The 16495-nt window shown below is 59.0% G+C and carries 14 protein-coding genes, 1 rRNA gene and 1 riboswitch; of the genes, 8 read left to right on the top strand and 7 right to left on the bottom strand.

Features of this window, described 5'->3' with window-relative positions; translation table 11 throughout:
- Nucleotides 1-31: 31 nt before the first annotated feature.
- Nucleotides 32-652 carry a TetR/AcrR family transcriptional regulator gene (locus ACB042_RS19595; protein WP_005349170.1) on the bottom strand — a complete coding sequence of 207 codons (621 nt, stop codon included), beginning with the start codon at nucleotides 650-652 and terminating at the stop codon, nucleotides 32-34.
- A gap of 408 nt (nucleotides 653-1060) precedes the next feature.
- Between ACB042_RS19595 and leuA the strand changes: the two genes are divergently transcribed.
- From leuA to ACB042_RS19570, 5 genes are all read left to right on the top strand, one after another.
- The gene (leuA, locus tag ACB042_RS19590; RefSeq protein ID WP_005341192.1) at nucleotides 1061-2623 is read left to right on the top strand and encodes a 2-isopropylmalate synthase; all 1563 of its coding nucleotides are present in this window, start codon (nucleotides 1061-1063) and stop codon (nucleotides 2621-2623) included.
- A gap of 192 nt (nucleotides 2624-2815) precedes the next feature.
- A complete protein-coding gene (gene leuB, locus ACB042_RS19585; RefSeq protein ID WP_042052497.1) occupies nucleotides 2816-3901 on the top strand; it encodes a 3-isopropylmalate dehydrogenase in 1086 nt (361 codons plus the stop codon).
- Nucleotides 3902-3934: 33 nt separating this feature from the next.
- Complete coding sequence (gene leuC / locus ACB042_RS19580; RefSeq protein WP_021231979.1) at nucleotides 3935-5332, top strand: 3-isopropylmalate dehydratase large subunit; 1398 nt, start codon at nucleotides 3935-3937, stop codon at nucleotides 5330-5332.
- A 12-nt stretch (nucleotides 5333-5344) separates the two neighbouring features.
- Entirely contained in the window at nucleotides 5345-5944 is a 600-nt protein-coding gene (leuD, locus tag ACB042_RS19575; RefSeq protein WP_129504700.1) for a 3-isopropylmalate dehydratase small subunit, read from the top strand.
- Nucleotides 5945-6061: 117 nt separating this feature from the next.
- Complete coding sequence (locus ACB042_RS19570) at nucleotides 6062-6991, top strand: transglutaminase domain-containing protein (RefSeq protein ID WP_371178971.1); 930 nt, start codon at nucleotides 6062-6064, stop codon at nucleotides 6989-6991.
- 30 nt (nucleotides 6992-7021) lie between these two features.
- Here the strand turns inward: ACB042_RS19570 and ACB042_RS19565 are convergent, their stop codons facing one another.
- Entirely contained in the window at nucleotides 7022-7312 is a 291-nt protein-coding gene (locus ACB042_RS19565; RefSeq protein WP_005339160.1) for a PilZ domain-containing protein, read from the bottom strand.
- 89 nt (nucleotides 7313-7401) lie between these two features.
- Nucleotides 7402-7492: riboswitch (TPP riboswitch) on the top strand.
- A 60-nt stretch (nucleotides 7493-7552) separates the two neighbouring features.
- On the opposite strand from ACB042_RS19565, the gene thiB reads away from it, so the two are divergent.
- The 3 genes from thiB to thiQ all read left to right on the top strand — a co-directional run bounded on the left by thiB (nucleotide 7553) and on the right by thiQ (nucleotide 10929).
- Nucleotides 7553-8533, top strand: coding sequence for a thiamine ABC transporter substrate binding subunit (gene thiB, locus ACB042_RS19560; protein ID WP_371178962.1), 981 nt, complete (start codon nucleotides 7553-7555; stop codon nucleotides 8531-8533).
- On the top strand, nucleotides 8530-10152 hold the full coding sequence (thiP, locus tag ACB042_RS19555; RefSeq protein ID WP_371178970.1) for a thiamine/thiamine pyrophosphate ABC transporter permease: 1623 nt from the start codon (nucleotides 8530-8532) through the stop codon (nucleotides 10150-10152). The genes thiB and thiP overlap by 4 nt, the downstream gene beginning before the upstream one ends.
- An 81-nt stretch (nucleotides 10153-10233) precedes the next feature.
- On the top strand, nucleotides 10234-10929 hold the full coding sequence (gene thiQ, locus ACB042_RS19550; RefSeq protein WP_128815406.1) for a thiamine ABC transporter ATP-binding protein: 696 nt from the start codon (nucleotides 10234-10236) through the stop codon (nucleotides 10927-10929).
- A gap of 80 nt (nucleotides 10930-11009) precedes the next feature.
- Here thiQ and ACB042_RS19545 read toward each other — a convergent pair whose 3' ends face one another.
- The 5 genes from ACB042_RS19545 to rrf all read right to left on the bottom strand — a co-directional run.
- Nucleotides 11010-12380 (bottom strand): PhoH family protein, encoded by a 1371-nt coding sequence (locus ACB042_RS19545; protein WP_005358170.1) that lies wholly within the window; start codon nucleotides 12378-12380, stop codon nucleotides 11010-11012.
- A 220-nt stretch (nucleotides 12381-12600) separates the two neighbouring features.
- Nucleotides 12601-13284 (bottom strand): NrdJb, encoded by a 684-nt coding sequence (locus ACB042_RS19540; protein ID WP_139493764.1) that lies wholly within the window; start codon nucleotides 13282-13284, stop codon nucleotides 12601-12603.
- Nucleotides 13285-13294: 10 nt separating this feature from the next.
- Nucleotides 13295-15442, bottom strand: coding sequence for an adenosylcobalamin-dependent ribonucleoside-diphosphate reductase (locus ACB042_RS19535; protein ID WP_371178961.1), 2148 nt, complete (start codon nucleotides 15440-15442; stop codon nucleotides 13295-13297).
- A gap of 211 nt (nucleotides 15443-15653) precedes the next feature.
- On the bottom strand, nucleotides 15654-16106 hold the full coding sequence (locus tag ACB042_RS19530; RefSeq protein WP_005349109.1) for a pullulanase: 453 nt from the start codon (nucleotides 16104-16106) through the stop codon (nucleotides 15654-15656).
- Between the two features lie 283 nt (nucleotides 16107-16389).
- Nucleotides 16390-16495, bottom strand: a 5S ribosomal RNA gene (rrf, locus tag ACB042_RS19525); the annotation flags it as partial.

Below are 16495 nucleotides of genomic sequence, written 5' to 3'. Positions count from 1 at the left end.
GCCCCTTTTTAATCTCGATGTTGCGGCAAAATCAGTGGCTGCCGCGCAGACCGGTCTCCATCAGACGGCAATTGTGGTCCGCCAGACGGGCCATGAAGTGCTCATCCACTTTCAGGCCAAACACCTGCTCGTAGAGATCTTTCATCACGAATGGCTGCCACATCATGCTGAGGAAGGAGATCTTCAGCATGTCGGGATCTAGGTTGTCACCCAGCTCGCCGTTGGACTTCATGGTTTCCAGCAGGGCATCGAACTGCGGCAGCTGACGTTCCAGCAGGCGGTTCAGCACAAAATCCCGGCCCGGACTCTTCTCGGTCGACAATGCGCTGGAGATTGCAGAGGTCAGCTCGCTGTTGGGCGCCATCACCTGATAGTAGGTGTTGAGCAGCTCGTTGAGGCTGTGATTGCTGTGTTCATCTTGCCAGGCATGGTCGAGGGGCTCGGCCACATCGCCCAGCACCGCTTTGTAAAGACCCTCTTTACTGCCGAAGTAGTAGTGGATCATTGCCAGATTGGAGCCAGCAAGCTCCGCGATTTCGCGTGTAGTCACCTTGCTATAGGGAGTATTGAGAAAACGCTCACGGGCGGCAGCAAGCAACTTGTCACGAATGTCAGAACGTCCGACCGGACGACCAGGTCTACGTTTTTCCATTTAACACCTCAGATAATTCAGCCAATGCTGATAAGTCGATCTGGTTGTGCAGAGAATAGAGCACAGCAGGAATGACCAGATAATCGGTCATGGGCCGAATATGGGACAAGGAAATTTGCAATCCTTTACAATCCGATTAAATACGTCAGCAGATTGCCCCTGACCTTCCGTGTTGACACAGCATAAAAATCTCGATATTGGTAAAAGCGTTATCGACTGGAAGGAATAACAACGTCATGCGTATTGCCACCCCGCTACTACTAATCTCCCTAATCGCGTTAACTCGCGCGGGATCCTTGTAGCCGGGCTAAGGCATAGCCGGAATTTACAAAAACCCGTGCACCCTGCACGGGTTTTTTTATGCCGCCGCAGGATGCACGTTACCGAACTTAGGAAGAGGGAAGTCACATGTCAGATCGGGTCATCATATTCGACACCACCTTGCGTGATGGTGAGCAGGCCCTGGCGGCCAGTTTGACAGTCAAGGAGAAGCTGCAGATAGCCCAGGCGCTGGAGCGGCTCGGTGTCGACGTCATGGAGGTGGGCTTCCCGGTCTCCTCTCCCGGCGATTTTCAATCGGTGCAGACCATCGCCCGCCACATCAAAAACAGCCGGGTCTGCGCCCTCGCCCGCGCCCTGCCCAAGGATATCGACGCCGCCGGTGAAGCCTTGCGGGTCGCCGAGGCGTTTCGCATCCACACCTTTATCTCCACCTCCTCCATCCATGTGGAGAGCAAGCTGAAAAAGAGCTTCGAGGATGTGCTGGAGATGGGGGTCGGCGCCATCAAGCACGCCCTGCGCTACACCGATGATGTGGAGTTCTCCTGCGAGGATGCAGGCCGAACCCCCATCGATAATCTCTGCCGCATGGTGGAGGCCGCCATCAAGGCTGGCGCCCGCACCATCAATATCCCGGATACCGTGGGCTATACGGTACCGACCGAGTTCTCCGGCATCATCCACACCCTGTTCAACCGGGTGCCCAACATCGACAAGGCCATCATCTCGGTCCACTGCCATGATGATCTGGGGCTCTCGGTGGCCAACTCCATCGGCGCGGTGCAGATGGGGGCCCGCCAGATCGAGTGCACCATCAACGGCATCGGCGAACGGGCGGGCAACTGCTCGCTGGAAGAGGTGGCGATGATCCTCAAAACTCGCGCCGACCTGCTCGGGGTGCAAACCAATATCCGCCACAACGAAATTCATCGCACCAGCACGCTGGTCAGCCAGCTGTGCAACATGCCGGTGCAGCCCAACAAGGCGATCGTCGGGGCCAACGCCTTCTCCCATAGCTCCGGAATCCATCAGGATGGGGTGCTCAAGGCGAAAAATACCTACGAAATCATCACTCCCGAGAGCATTGGCCTGACCCAGAACAACCTCAACATGACCTCCCGCTCCGGCCGTCACGTCATCAAGCACCGGATGGAGTCCATGGGCTACGCCGAGAGCAGCTACGACCTCGACCACCTCTACGGCAAGTTCCTGACCCTGGCCGACAAGAAGGGGCAGGTGTTCGACTACGACCTCGAAGCACTGGCCTTCTTCAGCCAGATCCACGAAGAGCCGGAGCACTTCAAACTGGAGTACCTCGGGGTGCAGAGCGGCAGCTCGGTACTCGCCACCGCCTCGGTCAAATTGAAGGTGGGACAGGATCTGATCTGCGAAGCGGCCACCGGCAATGGCCCGGTGGATGCGGTCTACCAGTGCATCAACCGCATCACCGGCTATGAGATCCGCATCGACAAATATGCCCTCAAGAGCAAGGGCGAAGGGGAAGATGCCCTCGGTCAGGTCGATATCGTCGCCGAGTACAAGGGGCGCAAATTCCACGGCATGGGACTGGCCACCGACATCATCGAATCCTCGGCCCACGCCCTGCTCCATGTGATCAACAGCATCTGGCGCGCCGATCAGGTGGCCGAACAGATGGAACGCAATAACAGCATCAAATCAGAAACCGTCTGAACAGGGCTCGGAACCAAACAGACGGAATGGAATGACAGCATCAAATCGGAAACCGTCTGAGCAGGACTCGCAGCCACACAGACAGCATGGAATGACAACATCGGGACGGGGAACGTCTGAACCGGTAACCGCGCGCAGCGTCGGGGAAACCGGACAGAGGGATCTCAAAGACAATATCAGGATGGAGAGTGTATGAGCAGTTATCGGATCGCAGTATTGCCGGGTGACGGCATTGGCCCTGAAGTGATGGCCGAGGCCATCAAGGTGCTGGAGAAGGTGCAGGCCAGGTTCGGCCTCGCCTTCGAGTATGATCGCCATGACGTGGGCGGCATCGCCATCGACAACCACGGCACCCCGCTGCCGCAAAGCACGATCAAAGGTTGTGAAGCGGCCGATGCCGTGCTGTTTGGCTCGGTGGGCGGCCCGAAATGGGAACATCTGCCCCCCAACGATCAGCCGGAACGTGGCGCCCTGCTGCCCCTGCGTGCCCACTTCAAACTGTTCTGCAACCTGCGCCCGGCCCGCATCTACACCGGTCTGGAGCAGTTCTCACCCCTGCGCGCCGACATCTCCGATCGCGGATTTGACATCGCCTGTGTGCGCGAGCTGACCGGTGGCATCTACTTCGGCCAGCCCAAGGGGCGCGAGGGAGAAGGGGCGAACGAAAAGGCGTTCGACACCGAGGTGTACCATCGCTTCGAGATTGAGCGCATCGCCAAGATTGCCTTTGAGTCGGCTCGCGTGCGCCGTGGCAAGGTCACCTCCATCGACAAGGCCAATGTGCTCGCCTCTTCCATTCTGTGGCGCGAGGTGGTGACGCAAGTCGCCAAGTCCTATCCGGACGTAACCCTCAACCATATGTACATCGATAACGCGACCATGCAGCTCATCAAGGATCCGTCCCAGTTCGATGTGCTGCTCTGCTCCAACCTGTTCGGTGACATCCTCTCCGACGAGTGCGCCATGATCACCGGCTCCATGGGACTGCTCCCCTCCGCCAGCCTCAACGAATCGGGTTTCGGCCTGTTCGAACCGGCCGGTGGCTCGGCGCCGGACATCGCCGGCAAGGGCATTGCCAACCCCATCGCCCAGATCCTCTCCGCCGCCCTGATGCTGCGTTACAGCTTAGGGATGGAGGCTGCCGCCCAGGCCATTGAGCAGGCCGTGGCCCAGACCCTGGCCGAGGGTTACTTCACCGCCGACCTGCATCAGGCCAGCGCCCGCCATCCGGTGCAGAGCACGTCCGAGATGGGTAGCCAGATCGCCGCCCGGATCTGAGCCGCATAACAGAGAACAAGGAAGAGAGAAGCAATGGCCAAGACCCTCTATCAGAAAGTATTCGACGCCCACGTGGTACGGGAAGTGGAAGGGGAGACCCCCCTCATCTACATCGACCGCCATCTGGTACATGAAGTGACCAGCCCGCAGGCATTTGACGGCCTGCGCGCCATGAACCGCCAGCTGCGCCGCCCAGACCTGACCTGGGCCACCATGGATCACAACGTCTCCACCACCACCAAGGACATCGCCGCCTCCGGCGAGATGGCTCGCATCCAGATGGAGACGCTGGCGGACAACTGCAAAGAGTTCGGGGTTCGCCTCTACGATCTCAACCACAAATATCAGGGGATCGTCCATGTGATGGGCCCCGAGCTCGGCATCACCTTGCCCGGCACCACCATCGTCTGCGGCGACTCTCACACAGCCACCCACGGTGCCTTCGGCTCACTGGCGTTCGGCATCGGCACTTCCGAAGTGGAACATGTGATGGCGACCCAGACCCTGAAACAGGGTCGCGCCAGGACCATGCGCATTTCGGTCAACGGCAAGCTGGCGGAGGGCATCAGCGCCAAGGACGTTGTGCTGGCCATTATCGGCAAGGTCGGCCACGCCGGTGGTACCGGCTACGTGGTGGAGTTTGCTGGCGAGGCCATTGCGAGCCTCTCCATGGAAGGGCGGATGACGGTGTGCAACATGGCCATCGAGCTCGGCGCCAAGGCCGGCATGATCGCCCCCGACCAGACCACCATCGACTACATTCGCGGCAAGGAGTTTGCCCCCAAGGGCGAGGTGCTGGAGCAGGCCATCGCCTACTGGCAGAGCCTCAAGAGCGATGAAGGTGCCCGTTTCGATGCCGAAGTGATGCTCGATGCCGCCGATATCGCCCCACAGGTCACCTGGGGTACCAACCCGGGCCAGGTGATTGCCGTTAATGAACCCATTCCGGCGCCGGAATCCTTCAGCGATCTGATGGAGCAGCAGTCAGCCCGCAAGGCGCTCGCCTACATGGACTTGCAACCGGGTCAGAAGCTCTCAGACGTTGCCATCGACAAGGTGTTTATCGGGTCGTGCACCAACAGCCGCATCGAGGATCTGCGTGCGGCCGCCGCCATCGCTCGCGGTCGCAAGGTAGCCGCTGGCGTGCAGGCGCTGGTGGTGCCGGGTTCCGAGCAGGTGAAGGCGCAGGCCGAAGCCGAGGGGCTGGACAAGATCTTCATCGAGGCCGGTTTTGAGTGGCGCCTGCCGGGCTGCTCCATGTGTCTGGCCATGAACAACGACCGGCTGCAACCGGGAGAGCGCTGCGCCTCCACCAGCAACCGCAACTTCGAAGGGCGTCAGGGCCGCGCCGGCCGCACCCATCTGGTCAGCCCGGCCATGGCCGCCGCCGCCGCCGTCACCGGCCGCTTCGCCGACATTCGCGCACTGTAAGAGGAAAGAGCGATGACAGGATTCAAACAGCATAAAGGGATCGTCGTCCCCCTCGACAGCGCCAACGTCGACACCGACGCCATCATTCCGAAGCAGTTTTTGCAAAAAGTAAACCGCATCGGTTTTGGCAAGCACCTGTTCCACGACTGGCGCTTTCTGGACGATGCCGGCCAGCAGCCCAACCCCGAGTTTGTACTGAACCAGCCGCAATTCGCCGGTGCCAGCATCCTGCTGGCGCGGGAGAACTTCGGTTGCGGCTCGAGTCGCGAGCACGCCCCTTGGGCGCTGGCCGACTACGGCTTCAAGACCATCATAGCCCCGAGCTTTGCCGACATTTTCTACGGCAACGCCATCAACAACGGCATGGTACCGGTACGCCTGAAGGAGGAGGAGGTCGACGCCCTGTTCCAGCTGGTGGCCGCCAAACCGGGCATCGAGATCGAGGTGGATCTGGAGGACAATCAGGTACGTGCAGGTAGCCTCTGCTTCGGTTTCGAGATCGATGAATTCCGCCGTTACTGTCTGCTCAACGGCTTGGATGCCATCGGCCTGACTCTGCAGCACGAGGCCGCCATCAGCGCTTTTGAGGCGAAGCAGCCGAGCTGGATTTAACGCGCCAGTTGCAAAAAAACGAGTAGAATCAACAGGGAGCTTCGGCTCCCTGTTTTACTGTCCGCTACGCTTCCCACTTTGGGCCACCGGAACTGGCCCGCGCCACAGGAAAGGATGATGAAGAGACCGACGGCAATTCCTCTGCTCTGTGCCCTGCTGCTTGCCCTGCCTGCGGGGGCCAGCCAAACCAGCTTCAACAACAGCCTCGGCCAGATCAGCGTCGGCTGGCAGGATAGCGAAGGTAAACCCCAACAGCTCACCTACCGGCTCGAACAGGGCAAGTTGCCGCCCCTTATCGCCTATCGCCCGGCGAGAATGCAGGAGGAGGTGTTGCAGGTGTTGCTGCGGGAGGTGCGCCAGAACTACCCCGAGGTGCAGTTCACCCTCGCCCGTCCCTCGCTGGAGCTGCATCTGAAAAGCCGCAATCAGGACAAGGCGCGCGAGGCGATGGCCTTTCTGCAGTCCAAGCGGAGCAAAGAGGAGCAGGCGTGGCTGACCAAACACTACTTCCAGTACTTCAACACCCCGGACGGGCAGCTGGCGGTGAAGCAGGACCATGTGCGCATCGCGCTGGAGAGTCGCAGCGGGCTGGCTCCGCTGGCGGATCAACTCAAGCAGCAAGGCAGCACCGAAACGGAAGCGCGCCAGAAGACCGTGGCCCATATGCTCACCTTTATCCAGAGCATCCCCTATCAGCAGCTCGACAGCCTGAACGGCAGGCAGGGCAAGGGCTTTCTCCCGCCCCGTCAGGTGCTGGAGCAGAACCGGGGTGATTGCGACAGCAAGGTAACCCTGATGGCTGCCATGCTGGCCCAGCTCTTTCCGGAGCTGAAACAGGCCATGGTGTTCGTCCCCGGCCATGCCCTGCTGGCCGTTGACCTGCCCGCCAAGCCGGGGGATGTGACCCTCAACTGGCAGGGGCAGAACTACCTGTTGCTCGAACCTACCGGTCCCGCCACCTTGCCTGCAGGCCAAATAGCATCGTCCAGCAAAACGCTGGTCGATAGCAAGCAGTTGAGTGTGCAGCCGGTTCAGGAAAAAGGCTAATCCCCTCCCTCTGCCGATGGGGAGAGAGGATTAACCCTGAGGCAGAAACTCTACCGCCAGCAACAACCCGCTCTCCTCCTCCAGCACCCGGATAATACGGGCATGGGCTTCAAAGGGAGGCAACAGATTGTTGTTGGTGGCAAGACTGATCCGGATGGGCTGATTGATGTCGAGCTGGTGTTCAGAGACCGCAATCCCCATGCCGTTGGCACTGAGATCCCGGCAGATCCCCTCCAGCACCAGCTGCTGCTGATAGACGGTGACCGGAGCATTGATGACCATGCGCGCAAAGGCACGCCTTTCCTTGGTATTGGTAAGCACGCGAACATCCTCTGTTGGGTGGGCGTCATCTCATGGGTATTGCACAATTGTGCTGGTCTACCCAAAAGAACGTTAATACAATGCGGTTCGTTTCTCAAACGGGGTGCGGTTTACCGCTGAGATTATACCCGTGTACCTGATCCAGATAATGCTGGCGGAGGAATTTGAGGCATGGCGCTCATTTTTTGCGCCCTCACCCGCTGGCACCTCGTTATTAACAAGTAATAGGGAGTGCCACCCATGAAGACCCTGCTGCTGGTCACCACCGGCCTGCTGTCGGCCAATGTGTTCGCCGCCGACACCCTCACCGTCTACACCTACAGCTCTTTCACTGCCGAGTGGGGTCCGGGGCCCAAGATCAAACAGGCCTTCGAGAAAGAGTGCGGCTGCACCCTCAATCTGGTTCCCCTCGAAGATGGGGTCGCCATCCTCAACCGGCTGCGGCTGGAGGGCAACCACAGCAAGGCTGATCTGGTGCTGGGGCTCGACGATGCCCTCATCAGCGAAGCCAAGCAGAGCGGTCTGTTCGCCCCCCATCCCGCCAAGCTGGATGGCATCAAGGTGCCGGGTGGCTGGCAGGATGACACCTTCGTCCCCTACGACTACGGCTACTTTGCCTTCGTCTATGACAAAGACAAACTCAAGCAGCCGCCCAAGAGCCTGAAAGAGCTGGTGGAGCGTCCCGACCTCAAGGTGATCTATCAGGATCCCCGCACCTCCACCCCGGGGCAGGGGCTGATGCTGTGGATGAAGTCTGTCTACGGCGACAAGGCGCCTGCCGCCTGGGCCGAGCTTGCCAAAAAGACGGTCACCGTCACCAAGGGGTGGTCAGAGGCTTATGGCATGTTCCTCGATGGCGAAGCGGACATGGTGCTCTCCTACACCACCTCTCCGGCCTATCACCTGATTGCCGAGAACAAGCCCCAGTATCAGGCTGCGGCGTTTGAAGAGGGCCACTACCGTCAGGTGGAAGTGGCCGCCAAGCTGAAGAGCGCCAAACAGGAGAAGCTGGCTGACCAGTTCCTGCAATTTATGGTGAGCCCCGCCTTCCAGAATGAGATCCCGACCGGCAACTGGATGTATCCGGTGATCGATACCCAACTGCAAAAAGGTTTCGAGCAGATGATCACTGTAGCCAAGCCGCTCGCCTTCAGCAGCGATGAGGTGGCCGCCAATCGCAAAGGGTGGATCCGCGAGTGGCTGCAAGCCGTCACCCAGTGAGCCGTTATCTGAAACCACAGGCTCGTCCCCTCTGGTGGCTGCCGGGCAGTGCAGCCACCCTGTTGATCCTGCTGTTATCCCTCGGGCCGCTCGCGGCCCTGCTGTGGCAGGCCGGTTCGCTGGCACCCCGCACCCTGTTCGCAGATCCTTATCTGCGTCATGTGCTGGGCTTCAGTCTGGGGCAGGCACTGCTCTCCACCTTGCTGAGCCTGGGGCTGGCCATTCCGGTGGCCCGTGCATTGGCGCGGCGCCGTTTCATTGGCCGAACCCTGCTGATCAAGCTATTTGGCCTCTCGCTGGTGCTGCCGGTCATCATCGCAATCTTCGGCATCGTGGCAGTACACGGCAAACAGGGGTGGCTGCAGCAACTGTTGCGCTCACTGGGGCTGGATCCCGGCAATTATCTCTACGGCCTGTTCGGCATTCTGCTGGCCCATGTCTTCTTCAACATGCCGCTGGCGGCACGTCTCATCCTGCAGAGCATCGAGAGTATCCCAGAATCTAGCTGGCGCCTCGCCAGCCAGCTTGGCATGCGCTCATCCCATATCTTCCGGCTGCTGGAGTGGCCGCTCATTCGCGGTATATTGCCCGGGCTGGCCAGCCTCATCTTTATGCTCTGCTTCACCAGCTTCACTACCGTGCTGGCGCTGGGGGGCGGGCCGAAATCGACCACCCTGGAGGTGGCCGTCTATCAGGCGCTGCGCTTTGACTTCGATCTCGCCACCGCGGGCAGATTGGCGCTGGTGCAGCTGATCCTGACCGCCGCCCTGCTCGCCCTGCAGCACAAGCTGCAGAGCACCCCGGCCAGTCGGGTGACGCCTCGTCGCCCCTGCCTACGGCCAGATCGCCATCAGCCGGGCACAGCCGTGGTGGATCTGCTCTCGCTCGGTATCGGGCTCGCCATCTTTCTGCCGCCGCTGCTGGCCATCGTGGTGGCGGGCCTTCACCCCGGCCTGCTGACGGCACTCACCTCCAGCAAACTGTGGCAGGCGAGCGGCCAGTCGCTGCTGATTGCACTGGCGGCAGGCACCCTGGCGACCCTGCTCGGCAGCGGCCTGCTGCTCACCAGCCGTCACCTCAAAGTGCGCACCCGCCAGCGGCGGGCTGCGGCCCTGTGGGAGGCCAGCGGCTCGATGATCCTGATGATCCCGGCAGTGGTGCTCTCCACCGGTCTCTTCATCCTGTTTATGCCGTTCTCCGATGTATTCGCACTCGGCCCCTGGCTGGTAGTGCTGGTCAACGCCCTGATGGCGCTACCCTATGTGCTGCGCACTCTCTCCGCCCCCATGCAGCTGGTGGTGCGCCAGTATGACCGGCTGGCGGACAGTCTGGGGGTACGTGGCCGGCATCGCCTGCGACTGGTGGAGTGGCCGCTGCTGCGCCGCCCGCTGGCACTGGCGATGGCGCTGTCGATGATCCTCTCGCTGGGGGATCTCGGTGCCATCGCCATGTTTGGCAGTCAGGAGCTCACCACCCTGCCCTGGCTGCTCTACCAACAGCTTGGCAGCTATCGATTGACCGAGGCAGCCGCCACCGCTCTGCTGCTGCTGACGCTCTGTTTCTCCCTGTTCTGGCTGGTGGAGCGGGGGCTTGGAGGAAAAAATGGCGAGCAACATTGAGATACTAAACGCCTTGCGCCCCTGTGCCAGCGTTTCTGCGGCTGCTCCGGCTGATGGAACGAACCCTTTGAGGAGGAAAACATGCTGAACATTGATACGCTGGTGACCAGCTACCCCGACTGGCGCGTCAGCTTCAGCGCGACCCTGCCCAAGGGAGAGATCACCGCACTGATCGGCCCAAGTGGCGCAGGTAAATCGACCCTGCTCGGGATGATCGCCGGCTTCGTGCCGGTGGAGTCGGGCCGCCTCAGCTTCGATGGCGAAGATCTGCTGCCGCTGGGCCCGGCCGAGCGACCAGTCACCACCCTGTTTCAGGATCACAACCTGTTCCTCCATCTGTCGGTGTTCGACAATATCGCCATCGGCTTGCACCCGGGTCTGCGCCTGAGTGCCGCCCAGCGGGCACAGGTGATCGATGCAGCCGCACGGGTTGGTCTTGGCGAGATGTTAAACCGCCAGCCTGAACAGCTCTCCGGCGGCCAGCAGCAGCGAGTCGGGCTGGCTCGCGCGCTGGTGCGCGGCAAACCGCTGCTGCTGCTGGATGAGCCCTTCTCTGCCCTCGATCCCGCCCTGCGCCGGGAGATGCTGGCGGAAGTGGCGAGGCTAGCCTGCGAACAGGGCATTACCGTACTGATGGTGTCCCACAATCCGGAAGATGCCCAGCTGATTGCCGATCAGGTGCTCTTTGTCGACGAGGGCCGCATCGCCCTGCAAGGCAAGCCGGATATTCTGCAAAATAGCGACCACCCGGGGCTGCTGCGCTACCTTGGCCAATAGCCCTTGGGAGTAAAGACTGCGCCATGATCAAAAAAGGAGGCCGATTGGCCTCCCTTTGTATCTGGAAATATTCATTTAAATCAGAGGTTTTCCTCGGCGAACGAAGCCAATCGGCTGCGCACCACACCATTGAGGAAAATGTTGGCACTGCCGTCAAAATCCTTGAAACGCTCGACGATGTAGGTGAGACCCGAGGTCACTGGGCTCAGATAGTTGGAGTCGATCTGGGCCAGGTTACCGGAACAGACGATCTTGGTGCCCTCCCCGCAACGGGTAATGATGGTCTTGATCTGGGAAGCCGTCAGGTTCTGGCACTCATCCAGCAGCACGAAGGTGTTCTGGATGCTGCGCCCGCGCATGAAGTTGACCGATTTGAACTGGATGTTGGCCTTCTCCATGATGTAGCTGAGCGAGCCGCTCATGTTCTCGTCCTGCTTGTGCAGCACCTCCAGGGTGTCGGTCACCGCCGCCAGCCAGGGCATCATCTTCTCCTCTTCGGTGCCGGGCAGGAAGCCGATGCTTTCGGCAATTTCCGGGGTATTCCGGGTGACGATCACCTTCTCGTAAATGCCCTTCTCAATCACCAACTCCAGCGCAGCAGCCATGGCCAGCAAGGTCTTGCCGCAACCCGCCGGGCCGGTCAGGATAACCAGATCGATGTGCGGATCGAGCAGTGCATCCAAAGCCATTCCCTGATAGACGTTCTTGGGATGGACACCCCACGCCTTGCGGGACATCAGCCGCTCGCGGCCCAGATCCTTGATGCGGATCTTGTTGCCATCGTGGCTGAGCACCCGGGCTGCGAAGAAATTCTCCTCATCCACCAGATACTGGTTTACGTGAACCCCTTCCAGCAGATTGGCATCGATCACATGGATGGTGTCGCGGCCATGGGTCTCGCTCTCGCACTCGCCAACCCGCTCCCAAAAGCTGCCGGGCACAACCTGAAAGCCTTTAGCCAGCAGGCGGATATCGTCGATCAGCTGGTCGCTACGGTAATCTTCAACGTGAGCAAGCCCGGCCCCCTTGGCCTTAAGGCGCATGTTGATGTCTTTGGTGACCAGCACCACCTGACGCTTCAACTCGTGCTTTTGCAGATAGAGGGCCGCGTTGATGATGCGGTTGTCGGCCTCCTTGTCGGTAAACACCTCGGCATCCTGCGGCAGATGGTGATCGCTGAAGATGCAGATATTGCCGCTCGCTTCGCCAGCCAGCGGCACGCCCTGGGTGATCTGATCCGGGGTTGCATCGCGGAACACATCTTCCAGCGCACGAATGGCCACCCGCGCGTCGCGGCTGACATCCTTGTTGCGATCCTTGATGTTATCGAGCTCTTCCAGCACCGTCATGGGGATGAGCACGTCGTGCTCTTTGAAGGAGTAGATAGCGAGGGGTTCGTGAAGCAGAACGTTGGTATCCAGGATAAACAGCTTTCGGTCCGTATTGTCCATAAGCATCCTCCTTGGCACTGAAGGGCCACGTGTGTGAATCTCAGATGTCATTGAAACCACACGGCCGTGACAGTTTTATTACCCTCAACGCTACGCCCGATTTTACTATCGCGCAACAAATCACTTGGCCGCCTGATTTGATTGAGCATAAAAACAGCAATAAAAAGACCGGCACTGTGGCCGGTCTTTTTTCTATCGTTCAACTACTTGAACATGTCTGTCAGCCGCACTTGGAGTCGCCACAGTTGAGGCAGGTCATGCAGCCATCCTTCAGCACCAGCGCCTTGGTGTGGCACTTGTAGCAGAGCGCTGCATTGGCCGGGAAACCACTGCTCGTCTGCTGCTCTTCAGCCTCCTGAGCGGCTTTCAACTCGGCCTGCTTCTCGGCCAGAAATGCCTGCTGATGCTCGTCCAACCCCGGCGCCTTGAGCATGCCGATCTCGGTGAGATGGCTCTCGATCACGTTGCCAATTTCGGCGATCAGCGACGGCACATACTTGCCCTTGTTCCAGTAGCCGCCCTTTGGATCAAACACCGAGCGCAGCTCCTCGACCAGGAAGGTGACATCCCCCCCCTTGCGGAATACCGCCGAGATAATGCGGGTCAGCGCCACGATCCACTGATAGTGCTCCAGGCTCTTGGAGTTGATGAAAATCTCGAACGGACGGCGAGTTTCGTGAACCGTGCCCTCGTTGAGAATGATGTCGTTGATGGTGATGAACAGCGAGTGCTCGGAGACATGCTCCGGCGTCTTCAACTTGTAGGTGGTGCCCATCAGCCGCTCCGGGCGCAACACGGTTTCGTGCATATGCACTACGTCATCCTGCACAGAGAGATCTTCTTGCGGCTCATCCTTGGTACGCACCTTGTAGGCGACGATTTTCTTGTCGATCTTCTTGACCATAATGTCGTTCTCAGAATTTACCGTAATAGCCTTCTTTCAAGGCGTCGTAGAGGTTGGCGGCCGTATGCAGCTCGCCATCGTATTCGATCTCTTCGTTCCCCTTGACGGAGATGACGGAGCCATCCTCCAGGGTGAACTCATAGAGGGTGTTCTCCAGATCCTTCTCCTTCACCAGCACGCCCTGGAAGGCCTCCGGATTGAAGCGGAAGGTGGTGCAGCCCTTGAGGCCAGAGTCCGAGGCATACATGTAGATGTCCTTGAACTGCTCGAACGGGAAATCGGTTGGCACGTTGGCGGTCTTGGAGATGGAGGAGTCAATCCAGCGCTGGGCCGCAGCCTGAATATCCACATGCTGCGCCGGGCTGATGTCATCGGCAGTAATGAAATAGTCCGGCAGACGGCTCGCTTCATCATCGGCATAGGGCATGGCGGCCGGATTCACCAGCTCGCGATAGGCCAGCAGCTCGAAGGAGTAGACATCGACGCTCTCCTTGCTCTTCTTGCCCGGCTTGATGACGTTGCGGCTGTAGTGGTGGGCAAAGCTCGGCTCGATGCCGTTGCTGGCGTTGTTGGCCAGGGACAGGGAGATAGTGCCGGTGGGCGCAATACTGCTGTGGTGAGTGAAACGCCCACCCACTTCCGCCAGCTCGGCGACCAGCGCAGGATCCACTTCGGCAACCTGCTGCATATAACGGCTATAACGAGCGTGCAGCACCTTGCCCTTCACCTTGTCACCCACCTTGATGCCATCAGCCGCCATTTCCGGGCGCAGACGCATCATCTTGCCAGTCACTTCAAACTCCTGCTCCATGATGGGGGCCGGGCCCTTCTCCCTGGCAAGACGCAGGGACTCCTGCCAGCCGGTCATTGCCAGCTCCTGGGATACCTGCTCGGTAAAGGCTACGGATGCCGCAGAGCCGTACTTGATCTGCAGCATAGTAAGGGTCGAACCAAGCCCCAGGAAACCCATGCCGTGACGGCGCTTGGCTGTGATCTCCTCGCGCTGTTTGGCTAGCGGCAGCTGGTTGATCTCTACCACGTTGTCGAGCATGCGGGTAAAGATGGCTACCACCTTGCGAAACGCCTGCCAATCGAAAGCCGCTTTTTCAGTAAAGGGGTCACGCACAAACTTGGTCAGATTGACCGAGCCGAGCAGACAGGCGCCGTAGGGCGGCAACGGCTGCTCACCACAGGGGTTGGTCGCGCGGATCTCTTCACAGAACCAGTTGTTGTTCATCTGGTTGACCTTGTCGATCAGGATGAAGCCGGGCTCTGCATAGTCATAGGTGGAGGTCATGATGACATTCCACAGCTTGCGGGCTGGCATGGTCTTGTAGACCTTACAAGCGACCTGCCCCAACTCGTTGAATACAACCCCTTCCTTGTTGGGCCAGTCGGCCCAGAGCACCTGAGCGGGATCGTCCAGCGCAATGCCATCCTGCTCCACCTCTTTAGCGGTATAGGGGAAGATCAGCGACCAAGGGGCATCCTCTTTCACCGCCTTGACGAAATCTTCAGTGATGAGCAGAGAGAGGTTGAACTGACGCAGGCGGCCATCTTCACGCTTGGCCTGTATAAACTCGATCACATCGGGATGGCGGATATCCATGGTGCCCATCTGGGCGCCGCGACGGCCACCGGCTGACGAGACGGTGAAACACATCTTGTCATAGATATCCATAAAGGAGAGCGGGCCGGAAGTGTAGGCACCGGCACCGGAGACAAAAGCACCGCGCGGGCGCAGGGTCGAGAAGTCATATCCGATGCCGCAACCGGCTTTCAGGGTCAGACCGGCCTCGTGCACCTTGCCAAGGATATCGTCCATCGAATCTTCGATGGTACCCGAAACAGTACAGTTGATGGTTGAAGTGGCAGGCTTGTGCTCAAACGCCCCGGCATTGGAGGTGATGCGGCCCGCCGGAATGGCCCCATTGCGCAGCGCCCACAGGAATGGCTCATACCAGACCTCCGGTTCCAGCTCCTGCTCTGCCAACGCACGGGCTACCCGCTGGTAAGTCTCATCGATAGAGCTGTCGATGGGAGTGCCATCCTTGCTCTTGAGGCGATACTTGCTATCCCAGATCTCGAGGGACGTTTCCTGCATGGGGATAAGGCGGGAGCCAAGCTCACTCTCCAGCACCGGGTTCGATTTAGCCATTTTCAATCAACCTTATGTGAATGCATCAACATCATGACAACAGCAGAAAACACAACCAATGGTGCCATCTAAAATTAATGGCACAACATATAGTACACCTGATGCCATGAGGGCGCCGATTCTAACCTAAAAAAATGCCCCGGCCAGCAGATTTCTGGGCCGAGGCACTTAACTGATTAATTTGCTGAGAGATTTAACACTCAGAGATAGATCAGGGCTTCTTGACGTAAACGGTCGGTGTTTCACCCGCCATATTCAGATAGAACTCGTAGACGCCATCAGCATCTGGTGAGAACTTCATGTCCTCATACTTGGAGCAGGGGTTGACCGGCACCGCCTCACCACCCAACACGGCAACACCATCACTCGGGCTCTTGTAGCCAAAGTTGGTACCGCAGCTCCAGCCTGAATCAGCAAACTTGAACTTGTAGGGGGCCCACTCTTTCTTGAGGGTGCCTTTGGCCATATAGAGCTTGTCGGCCACCTTGACTACCTTGCTTTCATCAGTCGCCATCCAGTCATTCATCTCCCCGCGCAGGTAGATGGACTTGCCACCGAAGTCGCTGTTGTCTGCCCCCGCCTGCTCTGCACCACCATTGGATGCGCAACCGCCTAATACCAGGGTTCCCGCCGCCAGCATCATCGTTACTGTTCTTTTGAACATGGGTCTATTCCTTAAATTATTGTGATTCCTTGGTCCATCCATGTGGACTGAAGAATTAAACCAGAGCAGGCATCACAAGAAAGGTAGAGGCATCACATTCTGTGCTTTTTATATCCAACACATTGAACTAGTGAGGAAATATCGAACAGAAAAGGGGCCTTTTTGGGGCTTTAGAAGGGTAATCAATGAATGACAAGAAGGGTAAAGTCTAATAATCCGGCGACGTGCTGAATTGCAGGCAATAAAAAACCCCGCTCGATGAGCGGGGTTTCTTGTATTTGGTGCCTGGCAGTGTCCTACTCTCGCATGGCGAATGCCACACTACCATCGGCGCTACCGCGTTTCACTTCTGAGTTCGGCATGGGATCAGGTGGTTCCACGGCGCTATG

The sequence above is a fragment of the Aeromonas sp. S13(2024) genome (assembly GCF_041402405.1).
Lineage (GTDB): Bacteria > Pseudomonadota > Gammaproteobacteria > Enterobacterales > Aeromonadaceae > Aeromonas > Aeromonas veronii.
Note: the sequence above shows the minus strand (reverse complement) of the source record. Positions and strands in the feature narration are given on the sequence as shown.